General features: G+C 28.0%; 26 protein-coding genes and 1 other RNA gene. 6 read left to right on the top strand and 21 right to left on the bottom strand.

Features of this window, described 5'->3' with window-relative positions:
- Positions 1-59: 59 nt before the first annotated feature.
- Positions 60-185 carry a hypothetical protein gene (locus tag I2H23_RS15485; protein ID WP_271933051.1) on the top strand — a complete coding sequence of 42 codons (126 nt, stop codon included), beginning with the start codon at positions 60-62 and terminating at the stop codon, positions 183-185.
- 371 nt (positions 186-556) lie between these two features.
- Here the strand turns inward: I2H23_RS15485 and I2H23_RS08505 are convergent, their stop codons facing one another.
- Together I2H23_RS08505 and I2H23_RS08500 are read right to left on the bottom strand one after the other, a co-directional pair.
- On the bottom strand, positions 557-1,732 hold the full coding sequence (locus I2H23_RS08505) for an amidohydrolase (protein WP_166504751.1): 1,176 nt from the start codon (positions 1,730-1,732) through the stop codon (positions 557-559).
- A 602-nt stretch (positions 1,733-2,334) separates the two neighbouring features.
- Positions 2,335-2,766, bottom strand: coding sequence for a MarR family winged helix-turn-helix transcriptional regulator (locus tag I2H23_RS08500; protein ID WP_195237998.1), 432 nt, complete (start codon positions 2,764-2,766; stop codon positions 2,335-2,337).
- Positions 2,767-2,923: 157 nt separating this feature from the next.
- Here I2H23_RS08500 and I2H23_RS08495 point away from each other — a divergent pair, with 157 nt between their 5' ends.
- A complete protein-coding gene (locus I2H23_RS08495; protein WP_092922639.1) occupies positions 2,924-3,409 on the top strand; it encodes a DUF2798 domain-containing protein in 486 nt (161 codons plus the stop codon).
- Positions 3,410-3,665: 256 nt separating this feature from the next.
- Here I2H23_RS08495 and I2H23_RS08490 read toward each other — a convergent pair whose 3' ends face one another.
- The 9 genes from I2H23_RS08490 to I2H23_RS08450 all read right to left on the bottom strand — a co-directional run bounded on the left by I2H23_RS08490 (position 3,666) and on the right by I2H23_RS08450 (position 10,849).
- Positions 3,666-4,538 carry a sensor histidine kinase gene (locus I2H23_RS08490; RefSeq protein ID WP_195581488.1) on the bottom strand — a complete coding sequence of 291 codons (873 nt, stop codon included), beginning with the start codon at positions 4,536-4,538 and terminating at the stop codon, positions 3,666-3,668.
- A 21-nt stretch (positions 4,539-4,559) separates the two neighbouring features.
- The gene (locus I2H23_RS08485) at positions 4,560-5,249 is read right to left on the bottom strand and encodes an ABC transporter permease subunit (RefSeq protein WP_195238004.1); all 690 of its coding nucleotides are present in this window, start codon (positions 5,247-5,249) and stop codon (positions 4,560-4,562) included.
- Positions 5,242-6,165: an ATP-binding cassette domain-containing protein gene (locus I2H23_RS08480; RefSeq protein WP_195581487.1), complete on the bottom strand. Its 924-nt coding sequence runs from the start codon at positions 6,163-6,165 to the stop codon at positions 5,242-5,244. Before I2H23_RS08480 ends, I2H23_RS08485 begins: the two co-directional genes overlap by 8 nt.
- 82 nt (positions 6,166-6,247) lie before the next feature.
- Positions 6,248-6,910: a response regulator transcription factor gene (locus I2H23_RS08475; RefSeq protein ID WP_195581486.1), complete on the bottom strand. Its 663-nt coding sequence runs from the start codon at positions 6,908-6,910 to the stop codon at positions 6,248-6,250.
- Positions 6,911-7,205: 295 nt separating this feature from the next.
- Positions 7,206-7,751, bottom strand: a complete 546-nt coding sequence (locus I2H23_RS08470) for a hypothetical protein (protein ID WP_092922624.1) — start codon at positions 7,749-7,751, stop codon at positions 7,206-7,208.
- 13 nt (positions 7,752-7,764) lie between these two features.
- Entirely contained in the window at positions 7,765-8,733 is a 969-nt protein-coding gene (locus tag I2H23_RS08465) for an ABC transporter substrate-binding protein (protein ID WP_092922621.1), read from the bottom strand.
- 32 nt (positions 8,734-8,765) lie between these two features.
- Complete coding sequence (locus I2H23_RS08460; protein WP_195581485.1) at positions 8,766-9,479, bottom strand: ABC transporter ATP-binding protein; 714 nt, start codon at positions 9,477-9,479, stop codon at positions 8,766-8,768.
- On the bottom strand, positions 9,466-10,230 hold the full coding sequence (locus I2H23_RS08455) for an ABC transporter permease (RefSeq protein ID WP_092922615.1): 765 nt from the start codon (positions 10,228-10,230) through the stop codon (positions 9,466-9,468). Before I2H23_RS08455 ends, I2H23_RS08460 begins: the two co-directional genes overlap by 14 nt.
- Entirely contained in the window at positions 10,223-10,849 is a 627-nt protein-coding gene (locus I2H23_RS08450) for a hypothetical protein (RefSeq protein ID WP_166504748.1), read from the bottom strand. The genes I2H23_RS08455 and I2H23_RS08450 overlap by 8 nt, the downstream gene beginning before the upstream one ends.
- A gap of 378 nt (positions 10,850-11,227) precedes the next feature.
- On the opposite strand from I2H23_RS08450, the gene I2H23_RS08445 reads away from it, so the two are divergent.
- On the top strand, positions 11,228-11,596 hold the full coding sequence (locus I2H23_RS08445; RefSeq protein WP_092922609.1) for a hypothetical protein: 369 nt from the start codon (positions 11,228-11,230) through the stop codon (positions 11,594-11,596).
- A gap of 177 nt (positions 11,597-11,773) precedes the next feature.
- On the opposite strand, the gene I2H23_RS08440 is transcribed toward I2H23_RS08445, so the two are convergent.
- The 4 genes from I2H23_RS08440 to I2H23_RS08425 form a co-directional block, all read right to left on the bottom strand.
- The gene (locus I2H23_RS08440) at positions 11,774-12,667 is read right to left on the bottom strand and encodes a LysR family transcriptional regulator (RefSeq protein ID WP_195581484.1); all 894 of its coding nucleotides are present in this window, start codon (positions 12,665-12,667) and stop codon (positions 11,774-11,776) included.
- A gap of 80 nt (positions 12,668-12,747) precedes the next feature.
- Complete coding sequence (locus I2H23_RS08435) at positions 12,748-14,367, bottom strand: amidohydrolase (RefSeq protein ID WP_195581483.1); 1,620 nt, start codon at positions 14,365-14,367, stop codon at positions 12,748-12,750.
- 69 nt (positions 14,368-14,436) lie between these two features.
- Positions 14,437-14,631, bottom strand: coding sequence for a hypothetical protein (locus I2H23_RS15240; protein WP_207741715.1), 195 nt, complete (start codon positions 14,629-14,631; stop codon positions 14,437-14,439).
- A 179-nt stretch (positions 14,632-14,810) separates the two neighbouring features.
- On the bottom strand, positions 14,811-16,052 hold the full coding sequence (locus tag I2H23_RS08425; RefSeq protein ID WP_166504744.1) for an MFS transporter: 1,242 nt from the start codon (positions 16,050-16,052) through the stop codon (positions 14,811-14,813).
- A 217-nt stretch (positions 16,053-16,269) separates the two neighbouring features.
- On the opposite strand from I2H23_RS08425, the gene I2H23_RS08420 reads away from it, so the two are divergent.
- Both I2H23_RS08420 and I2H23_RS08415 read left to right on the top strand, forming a co-directional pair.
- Positions 16,270-17,298 (top strand): YeiH family protein, encoded by a 1,029-nt coding sequence (locus I2H23_RS08420; RefSeq protein ID WP_195581482.1) that lies wholly within the window; start codon positions 16,270-16,272, stop codon positions 17,296-17,298.
- Between the two features lie 110 nt (positions 17,299-17,408).
- Positions 17,409-18,710 (top strand): conjugated bile salt MFS transporter, encoded by a 1,302-nt coding sequence (locus I2H23_RS08415; RefSeq protein ID WP_195581481.1) that lies wholly within the window; start codon positions 17,409-17,411, stop codon positions 18,708-18,710.
- A gap of 533 nt (positions 18,711-19,243) precedes the next feature.
- Here I2H23_RS08415 and ssrA read toward each other — a convergent pair.
- From ssrA to I2H23_RS08395, 4 genes are all read right to left on the bottom strand, one after another.
- Positions 19,244-19,592, bottom strand: a transfer-messenger RNA (tmRNA) gene (gene ssrA, locus I2H23_RS08410).
- Positions 19,593-19,742: 150 nt separating this feature from the next.
- Positions 19,743-20,198 (bottom strand): SsrA-binding protein SmpB, encoded by a 456-nt coding sequence (gene smpB / locus I2H23_RS08405; RefSeq protein ID WP_092922583.1) that lies wholly within the window; start codon positions 20,196-20,198, stop codon positions 19,743-19,745.
- A 133-nt stretch (positions 20,199-20,331) separates the two neighbouring features.
- Positions 20,332-22,503, bottom strand: coding sequence for a ribonuclease R (gene rnr / locus I2H23_RS08400; protein ID WP_195238013.1), 2,172 nt, complete (start codon positions 22,501-22,503; stop codon positions 20,332-20,334).
- A 358-nt stretch (positions 22,504-22,861) separates the two neighbouring features.
- Complete coding sequence (locus I2H23_RS08395) at positions 22,862-23,173, bottom strand: DNA-binding protein (RefSeq protein ID WP_195238015.1); 312 nt, start codon at positions 23,171-23,173, stop codon at positions 22,862-22,864.
- 302 nt (positions 23,174-23,475) lie between these two features.
- Between I2H23_RS08395 and I2H23_RS08390 the strand changes: the two genes are divergently transcribed.
- On the top strand, positions 23,476-23,832 hold the full coding sequence (locus tag I2H23_RS08390) for a hypothetical protein (protein ID WP_195238017.1): 357 nt from the start codon (positions 23,476-23,478) through the stop codon (positions 23,830-23,832).
- A gap of 89 nt (positions 23,833-23,921) precedes the next feature.
- On the opposite strand, the gene secG is transcribed toward I2H23_RS08390, so the two are convergent.
- Positions 23,922-24,149: a preprotein translocase subunit SecG gene (secG, locus tag I2H23_RS08385; RefSeq protein WP_166504739.1), complete on the bottom strand. Its 228-nt coding sequence runs from the start codon at positions 24,147-24,149 to the stop codon at positions 23,922-23,924.
- A gap of 232 nt (positions 24,150-24,381) precedes the next feature.
- Positions 24,382-25,674, bottom strand: a complete 1,293-nt coding sequence (gene eno, locus I2H23_RS08380; protein WP_166504738.1) for a phosphopyruvate hydratase — start codon at positions 25,672-25,674, stop codon at positions 24,382-24,384.
- Positions 25,675-25,688 lie beyond the last annotated feature (14 nt).

Genomic DNA, 25,688 nt, shown 5'->3' with positions numbered 1-25,688 from the left:
ATTGATTATGTATATTACGATACCTTTCTGCCAATAATATTTTCGAGGAGGTGATAATCATGATAAAGTCAAACAACAACGACAATAATAGAAACAATAACAACAACAATAACTGCAATAACAACTGCAACAACAACAATAATAGAAATAATAACGAAAATAATAGAAACAACAACAATAGATAGTTTTATTGACAAAACTTACATAGAAGTTAGTAAAGCAAGTTCTATGTAATTGATAAGGTGATAGCAAAGTCATTATAAAATTGACTTTGTTATCGCTTTATTATAAAAATTATAAGAAAATTTTAATTATTATTCTACTTAATAAATTATTCAAACCAATCCTTTCTACCACAAAGTTTAACCAAGCTAACTTCATCAAGTAAATTCCCGAAATTCTTACCTACAATCTTATTCAAAATTAATATAATTTCTATTTGCTATAATACATACTATTAATCTATATAATATATTTATCTAAAACTATTAATAATTAATATAAAAAAGTAGATAGCTTGTTATATAAAACTATCTACCATTCTTATTTTTAATAGCTAATTATCTATATCTTTTGCTTCATAAACTATTTCACCATCAATTATGGTATACATTGTTTTTGTAAATACCTCCATTGGATTCCCATCAAAAATTGCAATATCAGCATCTTTTCCTATTTCCAGACTTCCAACTTTATCTGATACATTACATATTTCTGCCGCATTTATTGTAATTGCTTTAAGTCCCTCTTCTATTCCTAGTCCTTCTCTTGCTGCAAATCCAGCACAAATAGGTAAATCTTGTATTCTTGTAACTGGATGATCAGTAGTAATAGCTACTTTCACACCAGCCTTGTGTAATATACCAGCTGTTTTAAAATCTGCATTTTGAGTCTCTATCTTATTTCTTATTGCTAATGAAGGTCCAACTATTGCCGGAAATCCAGCTTCCTTAATCTCTTCTGAAATTAGATGTCCTTCTGTACAATGATCTAAAGTTAATCTTAAATTAAACTCTTTAGCTATACGGATTGCTGTTAAAATATCATCTGCTCTATGTACATGTGCTTTTAAAGGAATCTCTCTGTTAATTACAGGTAACCAACACTCTCTCCTAAATACCTCATCAAAACTATCACCATTTTTCATAGCATTTTTTTTGTTTTGATTATATTTTTGAGCTTCAAACAATTCCTCACGTAAAAGTGCAGCTATTGACATACGAGTTGATGGCATCATATTTTTTTGATTATAATTTGTTTTTATATTTTCTCCAAATGCAATTTTCATTGCTGCTGGTTCAAGGACAGCCATGTTATCTATTGTTCTACCATGAGTTTTTATAAAAACAAACTGTCCTCCGACTACATTTGAACTTCCAGGTCCTACCATTACTCCTGTAATACCAGCAGTCAAAGCATTATGAAAAGCTGAATCCATAACATTAATACCATCTAAAGCCCTAAGATATGGTGTAATTGATTCATTTGTTTCATTACAGTCATTGCCTTCAAATCCTTTTCTTTCTTCTTGAATTCCAATATGGCAATGAGCTTCTATTATGCCTGGCATAACCCAACAATTTTCTGCATCAATTATCTTACAATCCTCATTACTATTTATATTAATATTTTCTCCAATTTCTACAATCTTTTTATCTTTTATTAAAATAGATCCACTATTATAATTTTTATCAGCCATGGTTATTATTTTCCCATTTTTTATTAATAGCATAACCTTTATTCTCCTTTATAGACTAACTTATTATATTCGAACTTATTATTAACTAATATTGCTTCTGAATCTTATATGTAATAACTAGGATATTTTATTATCAAAATATTTATTTTATTTGTGTTAATCATACTAGTTAATATTACTGAGTATAACTATGTAATATATTATTCACAATCCTTAAATTTATATACGCATCTATTTGTTAATTTTTAGTTCATGTTTTGGGTTTATCTGAAATGATAATAAAAGCTAAAACCAATGGTCAAACCCCTGATTTCAAAGATTTTTCATTGCATCACTTGGATTTTTTAATAAAAGGCATAATAATATAACTTTGGGTCAGAAGTACTTGCAAGTATATTAAGGTGACAAATCTTTTACGTTAGTATTTATTTTAATTTTATTTAGCATTTCTTTACAACAAGCTATTTTCACAAGCCATACTCTCTTACTTATGATATAGTTTTTCCGTATCTACTTTACGGAGCGTGTTTTTATTATATAAAGTAACTTTTTAAGTCTTTTATTACACCTTGCTTTTTGGGTATTCTAAAATATAACCTAAAGAATTTTATATTAGAGTTAGTTTTGAACAATACTTATTTTGCAAACCAATTTTCACTTAAACACTCTTTTAATATTTTAAATTTATCCTCACCTATAGAATTTATAATATTTGTTTCAAATTCTTCTTTTAAAATTAATGTCTCTCTACAAAATCTTGATCCCTTTTCAGTTAAAGAAAGTATCTTGTCCCTAGAATTTACGTCTTTATTTTCTATAATAATATATCCTCTTTCAATTAAGCCTTTTGCGCATTTATGAGCTCCTTGGCGTGATATTCCTATTATCCTTCCAATCTGTGCCACTGTTAATTCATTTCTTTCTACTAATGCAATCATATACGATTCTGTATCACTAACCCTTTCTTCTCCCCTTTCAACCCAAGTTTCTATTACCATTTTTCTAAGCTTTGCGTGTTTTTCACTTATTAAATCTATTATATTTAAATTTTTAAAATCTGAACTCATATAAATACTCCTTTATTTTAATCAAATCTATCTATATTATATAATTTTTAAAATAAATAATACAACTTTAGTCAACCTAGTTGACATTATAGACTTAAAAATGATACTATACATTAGTCAACTTAGTTGACAATTTATTAGAAGAGAGGTATTTAACTTGTTTAAAAACAAAAAAGAACATTTTATATTCATATTAATGATTGCTGCAACAATGGTATTTATTATGAGTTGCTACAATATAGCTATAATTGAAGGATTTTCATTAAATATATTTAAGCATGCAGCACTAGGGTTTCCATTGGCTTTTATATATGCACTAATAGGAGATATTTTTATAGTTGGTAGAATTGTTAAGGTCATTACAAGTAAAATATTAAAGCCAAATGACACTATGAAAAAAGTAGGACTGTGTATGTCATTTTTTACATCATGTGGTATGGTTATTTGGATGTCATTATTCGGAGTAATTGCTAATGTAGGATTAGATTCTAATTTTATTTCTGCTTATGGTGTTGCTATAGTTACAAACTTTATTTTTGCAATTCCTTTAAATTTATTAATTGTATCTCCTTTAATGAGATTTTTATTTTTTAAGATGTTTCCACCTATTTCAGGTATTAATGAACAAACAAATGCTATATAATAATCAACCCTATCCCTTACTTGTGATAGGGTTCACTTTTATTTGTTATAAATTATTTATTTCCCTATTATATAAATCCTATATTTCTTTAATTTATTTTAATAAAAAAGGAACTAATAGATTTTAAACTCTAACAATTCCAATTGGTTTGACGATAAAAATTATGTAATTGGTAGAGGTGATTCTTCACAATCATACCCATAATTAATTCATCTAATAATTCTTGATAAATATCAAATAACTTATATAATTATCCTTAAAAATATCTAAATAAAATACTTATACTTAATATATCATCATTTAAACTAACTTCATAAACTTCTCCATCAATCTTATCAAGTAATACCTTTACAATAAATAACCCTAAACCACTTCCACTGCGGTTTCGAGATTTATCTGCAGTATAAAACCTATCAAATAAATATTTCAAATCATCTTGAGTTAAATCCGAAACACTATTTCTAATCTTAAAAATAACATACTCATCAAACTCTTTAAGTTCAATAGAAATATAGCCTGTTGAATACTTTATTGCATTAGAAACTAAGTTTTGAATAATCCTTGAACAAACCACCTCTTCGCCTTGAACTTCTATTGGTTTAGAAGGAAGTCTATTATCAATTTCTATTTCTTTATTTTTAATTAAGGCATAGTTAGAAATAACAGTCCCCATAATTATTTCTACTATATCAATAGCTTTTATATCTATTTGGTAACTATCATTATCAAAAATAGAAAGCTCATAAAAATTATTAAGTAAATTATTTAGTTCTTCTGATTTTTTAGAAAGAATGCCAATATACATATTTCTTTCTTCTTCAGTACAATTTTCAAGAAGTGTAATATACCCTCTAATAGCTGTAAGTGGTGTTCTTAAATCATGTGAAATATTAGAAATAGATTGTTTTAGATTTTCTTCTCTGTTTCTTATATTTATCTCTAGTTGTTTTTGTTCTTGCAGAAAAATATTAAAAGATTCAGCTATTTTTTCTACATCTTTATCATTTAATATTATATTTATCCGTTCTTTCTTATTAAGTTGAATCTTAATTTTTCTTAGTTGTTTTTTTATAGATATGAAACGGATTACGATATATGTAAATCCTATAATTAATAAAATTGTTATCAAATCATAATCCATCCTCTCATATTAAATATCTTGTTTGTTAAAACAATAATTGAAAATTAAATATAAAATACCCGTACCTAATCCAAAACTTATTGCAAAGATAAGTGGCATCATTCCTAAAGAATAATCTTTATTTGCAACATAATAAGTAATAGTGTTCCAAGGTAACTGAGTTAGTGCTAGTATCAATCCTACAGTTCCTCCACATAAGGCAATTGATACACTTGAGTTTTTTACAAGTATACAAATAAAAAATGAAACTGAAGAAATGCATATATTAAAAAATATCCCAACTACTACATATACAATTAAAAAATATAACTCACTGCTATTAAATACTTGTCCCCATCCGTAAAATAAGCCATATGTACTTCCTATAAATGCATAGTTTGCAAGTAAAATAATCACACAACCAATCAAATAACACAAATACTTACTTAGAAAAACTTTACTTCTCTCATGTCCTGATGTTAGTGTGTGATTAATAGTTTTTGATACTAAATCTTTTCCTACATATGTAGCCGCAAATAAACTACAAGCCATTATTCCAATTATTTCTCTACTTGGATGGACTAATGCACCTTTCGCACCAAATTCTACTGAACCGTAGTAAGTATTTATGATAGCTAGTATTAATAGTCCTATCAAACATATCATAAGTTCTTTACTGTATTTTAATTTATATATTTCTGCTTTTAAAATATTATACATTAGCCCCACCTCCAATTATTTTTGCAAAATATGATTCTAAACTATCTCCTTTAATACTAATCTCTTCGACTAAGACTTTATTTAATATTAAAGTTGAATTGATTTTTGAACATTCATCAAGGTGGCTATATATTTTTATAATATTGTTATTACAAACAATAAAATCATTTATACCTAGTTCCTTTTCTAAAATAATAGATGCAATTTTGCTATCTGAAACATTTAGATATATATGTTTTTTACATCTTTCATCTAATTCCTTAGACGATATCTCTTCTATTAACTTTCCTTTGTGCATAATTCCATAACATGTTGATAGCTTATATAGTTCACTAAAAATATGACTAGATAAAACTATTGTAATTCCCTTTTCTAAGTTTAATCTTATTAACAATTGCCTTAATTCTAAAATTCCTGTAGGATCTAGTCCATTTAAAGGCTCATCTAAAATTAATAATTCTGGCTCATCTAACAATGCCATAGCTAATGCTAATCTTTGTTTCATTCCTAGAGAAAAGTTTTTTACCTTATTTTTATCATTAATATCTAGGTTTACAAGTTTTAATACCCTCTCAATATCGTATGTTCCAGGTATTCCTTTTTGCATACGTATTACTTCTAGGTTTTTTCTTGCTGTCATGTCCATGTACAGTGCTGGATTTTCAATTGTATACCCAATATTTTTTTGTAATTTGCACAATTGATTTTTATCAGTTGTTCCAAATAGCTTTACTTTCCCTTCTGTTTGGTTTATTAACTGAGCGATTATTTTTATTAATGTAGTCTTACCTGCTCCATTTTCCCCTATAAGACCATAAATGTCGCCTCTTTTAATGTTGATATTTACGTTATCAAGTACTATATTATCTTTATATTTTTTTGATAAGTTTACTGTTTGGCAAATTATCTCTGACATATTTATCATCTCCTCTGCCTTATATGATATATTTTAGAATATAAGAATTTCTAAATTAAATTCTAAAGAAATTCTAAAATAATCACTTTAACTTATATCCCATTTTCCAAACAGTTTCGATTAGTTCACTATCAATTTTCTTTCTTATATTACTTATATGAGTGTTTATCGTATCATCATCATATGCATATGAGTCTTTCCACACTGTTTCGTATATATTTTTCTTAGAAAATACTTTGTTTGGATATTTTATAAATAAGTATAAAATCTCAAACTCCTTAGATGTAAGTTTGACAACATTATTATCAACAAAGACTTCCTTTAAATCATAGTTTAGTGTTATGTTTTTGTGTTTATAAAGTGTTTGTTGACTTGTAAGTTTTAAGTAGCGTCTTAAATTTGTTTCGATCCTTGCTAGAAGTTCTAATAAATCAAATGTCTTGACTACATAATCATCTACTCCTATTTTAAATAAATCAACTTTAAACTGTACATTTTCTTTTGCTGATACTACTATTATTGGAATATCGGAAAATTCCCTCACTTCTCTTAAAATCTCATCACCACTTTTATATGGCAACATAATATCTAAGATAATTAAGTCAGGCTTCTTTTCTATCACATATTTAATCCCTCTTATTCCATCTTTAGCTATATGCGTTTCATATCCATTTTTACCAAGATAATCTGCAATCATATTAGATATTTCATTATCGTCCTCTATAATTAAAATTCGATTCTTCATGCCATCTCCCCTATGCAACATAAATATTGTTTATAAATTTATCAATAAAATCATTTTAGTCTAATACAAAGCTATTATAGCATATTCCATTAATTATTTTGTAAATGTATATATTATTAAGTCTAGTATAAATATAATATTATTTTCCATAAAAAAAGATATTGGCTATTTAGCCAATACCTTTTCGTGGATTTCAATGGTGGAGACGAATCACAGGAATAATACCCACGATTAATTTTTAACCTAGAATACACAAGTTAATTTAATGTAATATTATTTATTATGCTACTGATTTTTATTTTATTATTACAAATAGGTCTTCTGGGTCAGATGCCATAATTTTGATAGCTAGTTCTTTTCTCAATGATAATAATTTTTCTTGATCTTCTACTCTCATAGAAATATTTTCTGTTTTGCACTTATGTGATAATTTTGAATAATTTATAAATTCACTAGGTATAACCCCCTCTTTTAAGTACAATTTAACTAGTTTATCATCATATCCTATTTCAAAATAATATCTTCCACCACCTGGTGCTTCTTGTCCCATCTTATCATTAGAATAATCAATATCTAGTTCTAAATTTCCATAAGTTTTTACACGCATAACCATTTCTGCTGCATCTATTATACCTTTTCCATTTTTCCCTATTCCACTATAAAAACTAAACTTTCCTCTTTGCGGTATTTCATCAGAAAGTTTAGGAAAAGTCATAAGCATTATTTTAAATGCTAAAGCTGCTCCACCTATCATTTCTCTACCATGATATTTTAATATATCATCGTAAGTTATCTCTATAATATCATTTTGATCTTTTACTATAACTTTTTCTTGTATCATTTATATTCACCTACTATTTTATAAAAAGTTCATTTGTCTTAACTTCTTCTTCTATCATTCCAGTTTTTAACATAAAGTCTGCTACATTTTGAAATGCTTTACGGTCTGCATCTGTAGTTTCTATACTGAAATCATATTGTTTATACATTTCTTCAACTGCTGATTTATCTAAATCAAGTTCTTTAGAAACTATTTCCATAGTTTCATCGTAGTTTTCATTCATGTATTTATTTACGTTTTCTTGAGCTTTCATGAATAATTCAACTTCTTCTTTGTGCTCATTATAGAAATCTTCTCTAACTGCAACTGCTATTACTGCATCTGTTAATCCTTTTCCATTAGTAACTAAGTTATATCCCTGTTGTTCTGCTTTATATGCAGTAGGTCCTGCAACTAATGCTGCATCAACACTTTTTCCATCTAAAGCTGCTTTTGCATCAGCTATAGACATATTCACATAGTTAACATCATCTATAGTCATTCCAGCTTTTTCAAGGTATGCTATTAATAGTTGGTGTAAGTTAGTTCCAACTGGTCCTGCTATAGTTTTACCTTTTAAATCTTGTGCTGATTTTATGTTTTCATCAAGCGAATACATACAGAATGCTTCTGGTGATCTACTGTACATATTTAATATTTTTATATCTGCACCATTTGCTGCTGCTGAAACTACAGAAGTTCCTCCAACAGCGTATAATATATCAACATCTCCTGATGCTAATGCTTGAGTTTGATCAGCCCCCGATGTTATTTCAGCATACTCAATAGCTATATCTTTACCATTTTCACTGAACTCATTAGCAAAAACATTTTTATTTTTTTGTATTATACTTGGTACATTTAAAGGTGAAGTTACATGTGTTATTACTAACTTATCTAAACTTGCTTCTTTTGTTGTTGTACATCCAACCATTGATATCATTAATACACCAGTTGCAAGTACCGATGTTAATTTTATTTTTATTGACTTACTTAATTTCATAAATTTATCCTCCATTACTTATATATCTTTAATTAAATAACTTTTAAATCATCAATTATTTGTTTTTTTAATTTAACAAACTTATCATCTAATAAGTCTCTTGTGCTACTTTTTTCTTTAATTTCATATTGAGATTTAATAACACCTTTTTCTAAAATTACTATTTTATCTCCAAGGATAAGTGCCTCATCTATACTATGAGTTACAAATAAAATTGAGCATTTTGATGTTTGGTGAATCTTTAATAATTCATTTTGCATTTGCTCTCTTGTAAAAAAGTCTAATGCCGAAAAAGGCTCATCCATCATTATAAAGTCTGGATCATATGCAAATGCTCTTGCAATCGAGACTCTTTGTTTCATTCCACCTGATAATTGTCTTGGATATGCACTATAGAATTTTTTAAGACCTACAGTTTCAATAATCCTATCAATTTTTCTATTATCTATATTTTTATTATGTATACCAAATGTTATATTCTTTTTTACATCTAGCCATGGCATTAATCTATCCTCTTGGAATACATATGCCTTTCTTTTTGAATTAGTACCTAATATCTCTCCTTGATCAAATTCTTCTAAACCTGATACAAGTCTCAATAAAGTAGTCTTTCCACATCCACTTCGACCTAAGATTACAGTTATCTTATTTGCTGGTATATTTAAATCAATTCCATTTAGAACTTTTATACTTTCTTTTTCAACAGTATAGAACTTACTTACATTTACTAATTTAATCCCATCCATTTTCTTCTGATCCTTTCAAAGCCTTATCGATTATAAGTGCAAACAATCTATCAGTTATATAACCAACTACACCTATTACTAAAATACCGACTATAACTTTATCTGTTCTAGACATTTGCTGAGCAAATAAAATCATATGACCTAGACCAGTTGACGCAGCAATCATTTCTGCACTTATTATAGCTCTCCAACTATAACCTAGTCCTATTCTCATTCCAACTAATATATCTGACATAGCATATGGAATTCTTATCTTAAAAAAGCTATTTACTTTTGAATATCCATAAATTTCTCCAACTTCTAACAGTTTTTTATCACAACTTACAAATCCCTTTACCGTATTTAGGTATATTGGGAAAAACGCAGTTAAAACTATTATCCCAATCTTAGTTGTTTCTCCTATACCAAACCATAAAATTAATAATGATATTAAACTTAATGGTGGTACATTCTTTAAAAATTGAACTATATTTTCATAGTAATCATTAAATTTTGGTAAAATAACTCTCACCATTGCTAATAAAAAAGCTAATAAAGTTGCTATGAAAAATCCTTTTAAAACTCTTATGTAACTTATGTAAATATCTTCAAAGATTTCTCCTGATTTAATCATTTTTAATAAGCTGTCTAATACCTTTGATGGAGATGGTAAAATATAAGAACTAACTATATCCATTTTAGTAACTATACTCCATATTAAAACCAAAATTATTATAGAAATTGATGTTTTTATAACTTTATTCTTATTCATTTATTAATACTCCATCTCCATTGTTGCATCCATCCTTACAATAAAGCATCTCAACCAAGTCGCTTTCCTTATGTAGGTTATTTTTAAAATACGCTTCTATATTTTCTTCTCCTGAGATACTACTAATTTTAGCTTCTAATGAATTAAAATAACCCAGTGGAATAGGACTCTCATCAAGTAGTTTTACTTGAATTTTTTCATATAAATTTAATTTCTTTATAAATTCTTTCCAGCTTATAAATACTGTATCTTCTAAACCCTTTTTGTTTCCATATGAAGCTAGACTTTTACATGGCGTAGTAATTACCTTTTTCTTTCCTTTTAGATCCTCTCTATTTGCAATTTCTATACCACAATGTATTAGAATTGGATCAATTTTAGGAATAAAAACATCCTGCTCATTTATATATTCATTAATTGTATCAATAGCTAAAGGACACCTTCGATCTAAAAGTGCCTTTTCTGTTGATTTAAGAGCTTCATTATACTTTTCTTTTACAACCTTATGCCAATCATTTTCAACTTCTACCCTTGAGTAACCATTGTTAAGTAATAATTTATCTAGATCTTCTTTTATATACATATTATCTACAACTGGATTAATAAAAATATATTTCATAGCTGTCTCCTTTCTATCATGTCTTATATTTCAATTTGTAGATATCGATACTCATTATCATTAAATCCTCATAATTATATTTCATTGCTATATCTATAGTCTAATCTGTTAATTAATAAAAATATGTTCCATAGCTGTCTCCTTTCTATTATGTCTTATAACTATTATTTATTTTCTTAAATATTCATGAGCATCCAATTAATTATTTTTATTCATCATTATCGTTTATTTTTAATACATTATATAGCATTTGATATAGATAATCAATATCATTTTCGCTTTTTTTAATCACAAATAATTATGTAATTTATACAAATTAAACTAAAATATTTGTGATAATATATACATAATTTTAATCCATAAATTAAATGAGGATTAATGCTTAGTAAAATAGATATAATTGAAGAGTTTTCTAAGAACATAAATATATACCCTTTTAAAAAAGAAAACCTTAAGGAAAATTCAATAAATTTAAGTGCTAGTTCTTGTGCTTGGAATACCTCACATGGTGATATATTCATCGATAAAAACGGTGAAGTTAGAGCATATGATAGTTCTAAATCGCAAAATTCTAAACAATGTAATCTTGATAAAACCAAACGCGTCGGTAAAATTATTTTTATACTTCTTATATTCTATGGAGTATTCTATTTATCAGATTTCTTTTTTAAACACACAATTAATACCTTGGTACACTCAAGTTGGTTTATCTGGAGCTATGCTTTCTTTATTGTTAATATTAATTGATTTTTAAATTTCTTTTGTTATATTATTATCTTAAAATAAAAATACCTATATCCTTTTGGATATAGGTATTCGTGGATTTCAATGGTGGAAACGAATCACAAGAATAATACCCACGATTATTATGTAATAAATTGTAGTAAAATAATTAATATGCCAATTATAGTTTTTCATATATGATTATTTATTATTTAAAATATCTGTTTTTTCACAAAACTTCATAAAACATTCTATAGGTTTAGAAATATACTTATCTTTGTGTATAGCACTATATAAAGATCTATTAATCTTATGATCTTTTATCCTATATACATTTATTGATTTTGAATTTTCTTCAGATAAAACAGACATATAAGGTACACAACTTACTCCTATATTTAATTTAACATAATTTAAAATAGCCTCTAAATTACTTAATTCTATATATGAATTAAATTTAATATCATTATTTTCTAAAAAACCTTCAAATCGTTCTCTTGTTCCACTGCCATCTTCTCTTATAATAAATTTATTATTTTTTAAATCCTCTATGTCTAAGTATTTTTTTCCATTCCATTCATGATTTATTGAACTTATAAATACAAGCTCATCTGTCCATATATCTTTTAATATTATCTCTTTTGAATTTACTGTGCCTTCTATAAATGCAATGTCTACTTTGTTATTCAATATAAGTTCTTCTATATTATGCTTATTATCTATAATCATAGATATTTCAATATCTTTTTCTTTTTTATTAAATTTATGTATTATATAGGGCATTATATATGTACCTATAGTTGTACTTGCACCAATAACTAATTTTCCTTTATTAGATTTAGATGAACGTACTACATTTATTCCTTCTTCATAAATATTTAATATTCTCCTTGTATATTCATAAAAAATTTTACCTTCATGTGTCAAGTACAGTTTTTTACCTATTCTATCAAATAATTTTGTATCAATTTCTGACTCAATTTCAGATATACATTGACTTATTGATGGTTGACTAATATACATATCCTTTGCTACTTGACTCATATTTAAACACTTAGCTGTTTTATAAAAAATCTCTAATTTTCTAATATTCATAAGTATATCCTCCTCATATCTATATTACTATATCTAGCAAAAAGAGGTGAAAATAAAGTTTCACCTCTTTCTTAATTTTACTATTTTTTATATATTGTATTACCTTCTTTTATTGTCTCTAATACTTTTATTTCTTTAATCTCAGATGAATTTACATCTAAAGGATTTCTATCAAGTATTACAAAATCTGCAACTTTACCTTCTTCTATAGATCCTTTTTCATCTTCTTCAAAATACTGATATGCTGCATTTATTGTTAAAGCTTTTATTGCTTCCATAGTAGATAATCTTTGATCAGCTCCTAATATCCTACCGCTTTGAGTTTGTCTATTAACCGCATTATGCATTGCTAGTATTTGATTTGGCATCTTTACTGGCGAATCTTGATGTAATGTAAAGTTTATATTTCTTCTTAATGCAGATTTTGCTGGACTAAGTCTATTAGCTCTTTCTGGTCCAAATACTGATTCATAATGATAATCTCCCCAGAACCATATATGATCTAAAAAGAATGTAGGTATTATACCAAGTTCCTTCATATCATCTAATTGATCTTCTCTAACTGTTTGAGCATGTACCATTACTGGTCTTAAATCAGTTTTATTATCTGTCATCTCTAAAGCTTTTTTATAACATCTTATAAATTGATCTGATGCCGCATCACCATTACAATGGACATTTACCTGTATATTATTCTCAATTAAAGATTTAAAATATTCTATTACATCTTTATCTTCTTGAGTTGCATACCCACAGTAATCTTTAGATTCCCCTTCTGGAACTTCATAGTACGGCTTAGTTAACCAAGCTGTTTTTCCTTGTGGTGAGCCATCAAGCCAAGTTTTTCCACCTAGTAACTTATAATGATTATAGTATTTTCTCTTTGGTGTTCCTTCATTCTTTAATAATTTTAATGTTGTATGTTGAACAGCTTGACCAACAATATCAATTATTAATTCATTTTTTTGAGCTGCTAAATTTAAAAGTTGATTTAAATTTTCATCTATACTTGCATCCTGAGCTGTTGTTAATCCATAAGATGAATATATTTGTTGCGCTTTCTTTATACAGCTTAAAAGTGTATCTACAGATGGTGTAGGAATTACCTTTCTCTTTTCAGGAGATAAACAAGCATTTTCTTCTAATATTCCATTTGGCTCATTTGATTCTCCTACAGTTCTAACAACTCCACCTTCTGGTACTTCATAGTTTGTTCCTACATATCCAAAAGCTTCTAGCGCCTTTGAGTTTGTAGTTGCAATATGACCTGACGCATGACTTATAAATATTGGTATCTCTTTACTTACCAAATCTAAATCAAATTTAGTTGGATGTTCTTCATTTTCATATCTTGTGTTATCATAACCAAATCCTATTATCCACTCTCCATTTTTAGGTGGATTATTTTTAACATAATCTTTTAATATTGCTATAAATTCTTCTTTAGAATTTGCATCACTTAAATTTACTATCATTAAAGTCTGAGCTACTGCAATAATATGACTATGAGAATCTATGAAACCTGGTAACATGGTTTTACCATCTAAATCTACTAGTTCTGTATCTTCATTTTTTAATTTTAGTATTTCTTCTTTTGATCCTGTTTTTATTATTTTCCCATTTTCAACTAAAACAGCATCTACTATAGGCTCTTTATCATTAACTGTTATAATGTCTCCATTGAAGTATATTTTTCTCATTTTATTCACTCCTAATCCATATTTAATTTATTTCTTAAAGTAAATATATACTTTATGCTAATTTTTATTTTAATCTTTGACTTTTTTATTGATGTAAGTAGTAAATATCATTAATCCTATTACAGCTACAATTGAAAGTACTAATGATATAGACATTGTTTTTAATGTACCTATTTTATCAAATAAAGCTCCTCCAGTTACACTTCCTATTAAACAAAGTAGAGTAAATACTGAACCTAATGTCCCAACTAATATTGAACTCATTCCAAACTCTTCCTGTAAAATATGTTGCATATTGAATACTTAATACTGATATAGCAATTGCTATTATTGCATTAAGTATTCAAAATATCCCCAAATTAATATTAATCAAATAAGCTATTTTAGACCATCTATAAAATTTTAAATTATTAATAATCTATATTTTATAGGTTTATCAATCATTAGTTTTGTGCGAACATTTTTTTTGATTTTATTTGAGCAAATAAATTTAATCCAAATCCTACTACACCAACAACTATAAATAACATACATGAGCCAGTTAATCCTAACTTGTTTGATATAGTTGTGAATAATAATGCTGATATTGAACTACCTAATGCATAGAACATACCTACTTTTGCTAATTTCATTGTTCCATCTTTTTGTCCAAATACATCTGCTGGCATAAATGCTGGTGCTGATGTTATTGTATATACAGTTAATCCTGAACATATAGGTACTAAAAATCCTATTGCACTTCCATCTGGCATAAATGCCATTATTAATAATGCTATTACTGTAGATATTCCTGATAAAACCATCGGAATAAATGATCCTAGTTTATCGAATAATTTACCACCTACTACGTTACCTATTAAACATGATACTCCAAATATTGATCCTGCGATTCCTAATTTCCCTGCTTCAAATCCTTTTCGTCCTAATACTGGTATTGCTTGTGTCGATACTGCAACAACTGCAAAACATATTAATGCACACCCTACACAGAAAGTCCAGAATATTGGATTTTTATCATTTTCTTTGTCTGATAAACCATCAAATTTTGCTCTTGCTGGTTTCGCATTTGACTTATTAGATGATGTTTCTATTACGACTTCTTCTTGTCTTGGATATCTTATGAATAATAATGCTAGTGGCACACCTATTATTATCATAGCTGCCCCTAATGCCATATATGTTCCTCTCCATCCAACGTTAGCTAATAACTTAACAGTTATTGGTTGTAAAAATACATTACCTAATGATCCACCTGCTAATGCTATTCCTAATGCTGTCCCTTTACCTTCGCCTGGGAACCAATGACTCATCATTATTGGTAATGATAAACCTGTAAATAATATTGTTCCTACTTGTGTAAAAAATGCACTTCCATTAAACATTATTGCATTTTGAGCCATTCCATATGATGCGAATGCTATACCTGATATTATTAAACCTGCTACATATATATATTTAATTTTGAATTTATCATATACTTTAGCTATTATTGGATTGAATAATGCCGGAATTGTTCCTGATAAATATAGTAATGTAAATCCTACCTCAGATACTACACCTGATTGAGATACTGGTGTTTGCATCTGACTTTGTAAATTTTGAGATATGCAATATGGTATTGCTTGAATTAACATACAAATAAATACTATTAAGTATCTTCTCTTATTATTTTGTTCGTTTTTCATAATCCTCTCACTTTCCTTTTCTTTGCTAAATTTCATAACTTTATTATAAATATTTTTATTTAATTTGTTAAATACGTAAATTTTATATCACATATAACTAAATACTTATATGCGATATATAGGTAAATACTTATATTTATTATAAAAAAAACATATTTAACAAATTGTAAATATGAATTTAAAATTAAATTTATATCATAATAAAAGGAGTACTATAATGAAAAAATTAAATAATAATTTTATAAAAAATATAAAAGGTATATTACCTGGATTTATAGTTTCTATATTAGTAGCATATTTAAGTATACTTATTGCAAAATTTGTTCCAAAGCTTGGAGCAGCATCTATTGCTATATTCTTAGGTATGTTTGTAGGTAATGTATTTTTAAATCATAATATATTTCAAAAGGGATATAAGTTTTCAGAAACTGATTTGTTGTCATACTCAATAGTGTTATTAGGTGCAACATTAAGTATATCTACTATATCTGAAATTGGATTTTCTGGAGTAATATTTATAGTATTACAAATGGCAATTACAATAATAGGAGCTTTATATATTGGGAAAAAATTAGGTTTTTCAGACAACTTCAGATATATGATGGCAAGTGGTAATGCAGTATGTGGATCTTCTGCAATAGCAGCAACATCACCTGTAATTGGAGCTGATGATAAGGAAAAAGGAATATCAATAACTATTGTTAACGTAACTGGTATAGTCCTTATGTTCTTATTACCTATAATATCTCAATTCTTATATAATAATGAGATTACTCAAACATCTGCCATGGTCGGAGGTATATTACAATCTGTAGGACAAGTTGTCGCTAGTGGAGCAATGGTAAATGAACATGTAAAAGATTTATCTACAATATTTAAAATTGTACGTATAATATTTTTAGTTGTTGTTGTTTTCGTATTAGGTCATTTAAAACATAAATCAAATAAAGAAATTATAGAAGAAGAAGTACAAGATATGGAAAAAGGAAAAATAAAGGTTCCATGGTATGTAATAGGCTTCTTTATAACTTGTGCCTTATTCTCTTTAAATATAATAAGCAATGATGTTTCAATTCTTTGCAAAGAAATAAGCAATAAATTTGAAATAATTGCTTTAGCTGCTATCGGATTAAGGGTTAATGTAAAAGATTTAATTAAGCAAGGAAAATCAGTATCTCTGTATGGATTATTTATAGGGTTATTACAAATTTTCTCTGCAATAACTTTGATTGGAATATTATTATAAGTATAATCTAACCTGTTGTGAAAGTTAAATAACTATAACAACAGATTAGATAAAAAGTTTAATAAGCTTATTAAACTTTTCTAAATATAAAAGTAAAGAAGGTATTCATCATGGAACAAACAAAACAAAAAAGCACATTTTTTTATGGCTGGTTAATAGTTGTAGGTTGTATGCTTATCCAAGCAGTTCCATACTCATTAGCAGCTAATATTCAACCTGCATTTACAAGTTATGTAACTTCAGGAGAGGGATTTACTTATACTCAATTTTCACTAATATTCACAATTGGTACTATCGTATCTGCATTATGCTCTCCTTTCATCGGAAAATTATATTCCACTCCTAAAGCAAATATAAAATTGCTATATGTAATAGGTATTATTTTAGTAGGTGTTGGATTTGCATCGATGTCTTTAGCTAAAGGAAATATATTCGCTTATTATGCGCTATCTATATTAGTTCAAATAGGTTCAGCTATAATATCAGCTATAGGAGTTCCTACACTTATAAATAGTTGGTTTACAGAAAATAAGGGAATTGCAATGGGTCTTGCATTCTCTGGTGGAGGACTTGGTAATATGATTCTTCAACAATTTGCAGGTAAATGGCTATCTAATCCATCAATTGGCTATAAAGGTGCTTATTTAAGATTCGGATTATTAGCTATAATAGTAGCATTACCAGTAGCATTATTTGTAATGAGATTACCAAAGTCAAAATCTGAATTAGAAATGAATAAATCAAAGAAATCTAAAAAAACTTCTTCACAAAGCTCTAACTGGGGATATACTTTTGCAGAAGTTAGCAAAATTAAATACTTCTGGATTTTCGCAATATCATTTGTATTTGTAGGATTATATGTTGGTGGAATGGCATTACAATTTATACCATACCTACAAATATTAGAACAAGCTAAAGTATTAACTTTAGGATCAGCATTAGTTGCCTCTCTATTTGGACTGTTTTCAATATTTGGAAACCTTTGTGGTGGCGTTCTGTTTGATAAATTTGGTATAACAAAATCTCTTATACTAGCGGAATTATTAGTTATAATTTGTGGTTTATCTTTAATATTTATTGGTAAGATAAATGCACTTGGATTTGTATTTGCAGTTTGTCTAGGCATATCTATGTTTTCATATATAATAGGACCATCTTATATGACTAGTGCTCTATTTGGTAACAAAGAATTTGGTACTATATTAGGTATTGTACAAATATTCTTTGCGGTTGGATTTGGTTCAGGTTCTACAGTATTTGGATTTATAGTTGATAAGTCTGGCTTTACAAATGCATGGATATCTACAATAATCTATGCTGTAATAGCTTATGCAGGATTATTATATTCTACTAGTTCGATAGTAAAAATGAATAAAGATAATAATGTAATTGAAACTAAAAAAATATCATAAACTTTTAAATTATAATTTTCAATGCAAGTACAACAGTTTATATTTATGTTGTATCAAAGACCTCGGCAAGGTTTTATATCCAAGACACTGCGATGTCTATTATTTATTATACTTACAATTACATCAATATCATATTGAGTTATTATGGCAAAGTTAACTTTTTTATAATAAAATTCTCTTAGTAAACCATTTTAATTTACATTAGTGCCTCTTTACTAAAATGCATAATTAAGTCTAATTGAAATATCAAGACCTCGCCTGTCAATTGTACCGACAGGCTTATCTAAAATTTTTATACTTAAATCTGTAGCCATTGGTTTCTAAAATGAATAACCTACTATTTTAGTATGATACTTAAATTCACTTACAATAACTGATTTTAAACCAATCTATCTCATGAATCATTGAACTATTTTAATACTTTATCAGTTTTTATAAAGAATTTGACGTATTTTAAATTCATCATAGATACTTTTTTGAATTATAAAAAAACATATTGACTATTATATCAATATGTTTTTCGTGGATTTCAATGGTGGAGACGAGGGGAGTCGAACCCCTGTCCGCAAGTCCTTTCCTCGTTGCTTCTACGTGTGTAGCCAACTGTACTAGAATCTCGTCTCACATATCGCCCAGTGGCAGGCTATATGCTTGACCAGTCCCAATTAGTCCACTTTCGGTCGAGACACCCCGAGAGTAGTTCCCTGCATAAATGAAGTCCAGGCCTAGCCGGCAGGAGGGCGAGGCGGGACTAGCAGCACTATGCTGCTAAAGCGTAATTATCGTTTGCGTTTATTTTAAATTCCCCAGTTTTTACGTGACCCAGAGTAACACGACACGCAACCCCAAGTTCCAAACCCACGTCGAAACCTTTACGCCCCCGTGGTATTTTATAGTCCTTGGACTTTACTTTCGCAAACCTTGTTTTCACCATTTATATTAAGTTGTGTTGTTGATATATATAATATAATACTTTTTAAAATAAAAAGCAATGTTATCTAATGGAATTTAAAATAGTATTTGTAACTACTATTAATATTTTCCTCTTAATTCTCTTTCTATATTTCTTTGAGCATCTTTTTTAGCTAAGTCTTGACGCTTGTCATATAGCTTTTTACCTTTTGCTAGGGCTAATTCTATCTTAACCTTACCATGTTTAAGGTACATACTTAAAGGTATTAATGAATACCCCTTAACAGTAGTTGCTCCTATAAGCTTTCTTATTTCATGCTTGTGAAGTAATAACTTTCTAACTCTAAGAGGATCTACATTGAATCTATTTCCTTGTTCGTATGGGCTTATATGAACTTGTTTTAAAAATACTTCACTGTTATCTACAGATGCAAATCCATCAGTTAAGTTTACCTTACCTGCTCTTATAGATTTTACTTCTGTACCTTTTAATTCTATTCCACATTCATATGTTTCTTCTATGAAATATTCATGTCTTGCTTTTCTGTTTGTTGCAAGTGTTTTTGTTCCTGCCATACTCTCACCTCTTACTAAAAAATTCTTCACTAACATTTATTAGTAAAAATATACCATAAGTGCATTAAATAGTCAATACCACCCCCTCTGTCGGTATCTCCGACGGAGGGTAGTATTTCGACTATTATATTATCTATTCTTCAATAGATTCTTCAGATGCTATTTCATTTTCATCGTCTAATTTGTATAGAATTTCAAAGTCTATTTCTCTTAAATCTACATTTACATTAGCAACCTTTATTCTAACTGGGTCACCTATTTTGTAAGTCTTTTTAGTTCTTTCTCCTATTATAGTATATGTCATATCGTCATAAATATAATAGTCATCTCCCATATTTGCTAATCTACTTAATCCTTCTACTGTATTTGGAAGTTCTATAAACATACCAAATGATGTTACACTTGATACGATACCATTATATTCTTCTCCTACTTTGTCTTCCATATATACAGCTTTGTAGTAGTCTTTTACATCTCTTTCAGCAAGTTCTGCTGCTCTTTCTCTTTCTGATGATTGAGTTGATGCATATTCTACAGTATGAGCTAGTTGCTCTTGTCTTTTGTTGTTTATTTTATTATTTATATGTTCCTTCATTATTCTGTGTATTTGAAGGTCTGGATATCTTCTTATTGGAGAAGTGAAGTGACTGTAGTACTGTGCTGCTAGACCAAAATGTCCACTACATTCTGGTGAATATCTAGCTTGTTTTAGTGAACGTAGCATTATTGTACTTATTGCTTCTTCTTCTCTTGTTCCTTTTATTTTTTCTATTATTGATTGTAATGCTTTTGGATGTACTTCTTCTAAGTCTCCTTTTATAGTATACCCAAATGTAGATATAAATCTACTTAAGTCTTGCATTTTATCTGCTGATGGAGTTTCATGTATTCTATAAACAAATGGCATGTTTAACCAGAAGTAGTGCTCTGCTACTGTTTCATTTGTTATAAGCATGAATTCTTCTATTATTTTGTTTGATATTCTTCTTTCGTAGTGTTTTATATCAGCTACTTTTCCTTCTGGTGTTAATATTATTTTAGCCTCTGGGAAGTCAAAGTCTATTGCTCCTCTTTGCTTTCTTCTATTCATTAATATTTTAGCTAATATTTCAGCATTTTTAAATTCTTCTACTACGTGAGCGAATTTTTCTTTTAATTCTTCATCATCTTTTTCTAGTATGTCTGATACTTCTGTATAAGTCATTCTAGCTTTTGAGTTTATTATTGTTTCTTTTATATCGTACTTTTTAACATTACCTTTTCTATCTATTTCCATAAATACTGATAATGTAAGTTTATCTTCATTTGGATTTAAACTACATACTCCATTTGAAAGAGTCTTAGGTAACATTGGTATTACTGTATCCACTAAGTATACTGAAGTTGCTCTTTTTAAAGCTTCTTTGTCTAATTTACTTTTTTCATGTACATAGTGAGTAACGTCTGCTATATGTACTCCTAAGCTAAAGTTTCCATTTGGAAGTACTTCTATAGATATAGCGTCATCTAGGTCTTTTGCATCTTCACCATCTATTGTGAATATGTTCATATCTCTTATATCTAATCTTCTTCTTATTTCTTCTTGTGGTATTGGCTGTGCTACACTTTCAGCTTCTTGTAATACTTTTTTAGGGAATTCCTCTGGTAATCCATGTGCTCTTATTATTGATAGTATTTCTACTTCTTTACTTCCTTTTGGCCCTAATACTTCTACTATTTTACCTTCTGGCTTTCTTCCTGCTTGTGGCCATATAGTTATTTGACAAACTACTTTGTCTCCAGCTTTTGCACCACTAAAGTATTTTTTAGGTATATATATATCTTGGTTAAATTTCTTTTCATCTGGTATTACAAATCCAAAGCTTTTGCTTGGCTGGAATAATCCTACTACTTTTGTTATTTCTCTTTCAAGTATTTTTATTACAGCACCTTCTGCTCTTCTTTCGTCTGTTGCTGGTTTTATTATTTCTGCTACTACTCTATCATTATGCATAGCACTATTTGTTTCGCTTGCTGGTATGAATAAGTCTTGAGTGTATTCTTCATCAGATTCTACAAATCCAAATCCTTTTCTATGAGCTACGAATTTTCCTACAAAGTATCCCATTGATTTTGGAGATGTTATTTTTCCTTTTTTTGTTTTACATATATATCCATCTTCTTCTAGTTCTTCTAAAAAATTATAAAACATTGGCATTTCAGTTGGGTGTATTTCAAATATTAATGCTAATTCTTCTTTTTTTAGAGGATTGTATGCTTTGTCATTTATTAAGCCTAATAAACGTTCTTTAAGTCCTGGTAACATTTGTGCTTCCTCCTAAATTTATTTTTAAATTTGTTATTACTTAGTTTGTGTATTTACATACTTTATTAGTATTATAATTTTATTTATTTTTTACTACTTATACTTAAAATATATACTTTTTTAATAAATATAATACTTATAAAAAATTTTATTCTAAAGAAAATTATTCTTATTAGTCTATTGTATATAAAAAAGCAATTTATTCCAATACAATAGCCATATTTTGTAATTTATATTTTATTTTTATATGAGTTTATATATTTATTCATATAATTATAGATATTTTCATATTAAAAAGCTCATGTTTATATATTTTTATAACTCATGAGCTTTATATTATATATATTTATATTTTTTTTTAATCATAAAGTCCATTTAATACCCTACTTACTGTTGCTTTGCTCCATTTTGTTCTCTTTGATATTTCACTATAGCTTAGCTTACAAACTCTTAAGTCTTTTATAAGTTGTATATCTCTATCTGAAATTTGTTTATCTCTTGGTTTTAGAGTATTTTTACTGTCTCTTAATCTTAAGATTTCTGATTTTAATTTTTCTATTTCTACGTCTTTTAATTGTAGTTTGTACTCATAATTATCTCTCATGTCATTGAATTCTAATATGTAGTTTCTTTTCCATTCATCATCTTGCTTCATCTTAAACACAGCCATAGTTATCCTCCTTGTTTCCATTGTTTTGTAACATCTTTAATCATTTATTTCTTTATGTAACCTAAAAAATCCTTGTTAAAATCAAGATAAGAGTGTATAAAATTCTTGTATTTTTCAACACTTTCAACTAGTAAATTTCAATATATTCTTAGATTTTAGTCCTTTAAGGTTATACTTTTTGTTTTGATATCATAAATTGTTTTATTTTACTTTGTTTTTTTTAAATAACTATGGGTTATTAGGTAGATTTCTTGATTTGCAAGTGCTACTATTTAGTTAATTAGTTTATAGGGAGTGTTTTTATGAGTAAGTTTTGGGATAAATTTTATTTTTATAATCGTCTTACTTTCAAACCTATCATTATTTGGTCTGTCCTTTTTTTTATAATTGGATTAATTTTTGAGTTTTATGAGTTTCCTAATCAAAATTTTTGGTTTTTAGTTATTACTATAGTTTCAATTACTCTGCTTTTTGTATCTGTTTATAATAAAATTAAGCATATTCCTTATGTATGTAAAAATTGTGGTCATAAGTTTTATATTAAGTTTCATCAGATGTTTGCTATAAATTCTGGTCTTCAATCTAGATTAAAGTGTCCTTTTTGTAATCGTGTTACTTGGGCTGATATTTATATAGAAGAAATTGATGAAAAAAATTAAAGACAACTACTAGTTGTAGCTGCCTCTTTAAAAATTAAATTTAATTTTTAAATCTTAATTTTTATTAAATAATGGCCAATTATTTAATATTATTTTACTAAAAGCATTGCTATTGCATTTATAAAGAATAGTACCCCTGCTACCTTAGTTGTTCTTGCTAAGAATGCTTCTTTTCCTTTCGGCTTAAAGTAACTTTGGTTACCTTCTCCACCAAATTGTGAAGGAACTGCACTTTTTGTATCTTGTGGCATTATGCTTACTACAAGAATTATAGATAGTACTACTTGTACTCCCATTAATATCATACCTAAATCCATCTATATTCCCTCCTTTCCTTCATTAATTGTAGGTTTGTCTTACACTTTAATATATCATATAACCCTAGTGTATTCAAGGTATACAGTATAGTTTGATGTTTTCTGTAATTGTTTTATATTGTATCTTTTCTTTTGTAACACTATGTTGAAATCTATAAAATATTAATAAATTTTATTATATGTAAAAAGGGGCTTAGATAATCTAAACCCCTTTTATATTACTTTTATTTGATTATTTTTTTAAGTTGTAGAAAGATTTTAATCCACAGTATCTAGCTTGCTCACCAACTGTTTCTTCTATTCTTAATAATTGGTTGTATTTAGCTACTCTATCAGTTCTTGATGGAGCACCAGTTTTTATTTGCCCAGCGTTTACTGCTACTGCTAAGTCAGCTATAGTAGTATCTTCAGTTTCTCCTGATCTATGAGATATAACTGCAGTGTATCCAGCTCTCTTAGCCATTTCTATAGCATCTAAAGTTTCAGTTATTGTTCCTATTTGGTTAACTTTAACTAATATAGAGTTAGCTACACCAGCTTCTATTCCTCTTTCTAATCTTTCAGTGTTAGTTACGAATAAATCGTCTCCAACTAATTGTAATTTGTTTCCTAATCTATCAGTTAATAACTTCCATCCATCCCAATCTTCTTCATCTAATCCATCTTCTATAGTTATTATTGGGAAGTTGTTAGCCCAATCTTCATATAAATTAACCATTTCTTCAGCAGTTAATTCTCTACCTTCTCCAGCTAAAACATATTTTTTAGTTTCTTTGTTGTACATTTCTGTAGCAGCAACGTCAAGACCTAATCTTACGTCATCTCCTGGCTTGTATCCAGCTTTTTCTATAGCTTCAACTATTAATTCTAAAGCTTCTCTGTTTGATCCTAAGTTTGGAGCGAATCCACCTTCGTCACCTACACCACAAGCTAATCCTCTTTCTCCTAAAACTTTCTTTAATGAATGGAATACTTCTGCACCCATTCTTAATCCTTCTTTGAATGTTTTAGCTCCAACTGGTAATATCATGAACTCTTGTACGTCAACGTTATTATCAGCATGCTCTCCACCATTTAATATGTTCATCATTGGTACTGGTAATTGCTTAGCATTTACTCCACCTATGTATTGGAATAATGGTAATCCTACTTCATCAGCAGCAGCTCTAGCTACAGCCATAGAAACACCTAATATTGCGTTAGCTCCTAACTTACCTTTGTTTGGAGTTCCATCTAATTCTATCATTAATGCATCTATTCCTGGTTGGTCAAATGCATCCATTCCTTCTAATTCAGGAGCTATTATTTCATTTACATTAGCAACAGCTTTTTCAGTACCTTTTCCTAAGTATCTTGACTTGTCGCCATCTCTTAACTCAACAGCTTCAAAAGCTCCTGTTGATGCTCCTGATGGAACTATTGCTCTACCTTGAGCTCCACTTTCTAAAGCTACTTCAACCTCTACAGTTGGATTTCCTCTTGAGTCTAATACTTCTCTAGCATATACTAATTCTATAACTGACATGTTTGTATCTCCCT

Origin of the sequence: Romboutsia sp. BSD2780061687b_171204_C1, from assembly GCF_015560225.1 — a bacterium.
In the GTDB taxonomy this organism is placed as follows: domain Bacteria; phylum Bacillota; class Clostridia; order Peptostreptococcales; family Peptostreptococcaceae; genus Romboutsia_C; species Romboutsia_C hominis.
The sequence above is the reverse complement of the archived record's forward strand: the minus strand, read 5'-3'. Positions and strand labels throughout refer to the sequence as shown.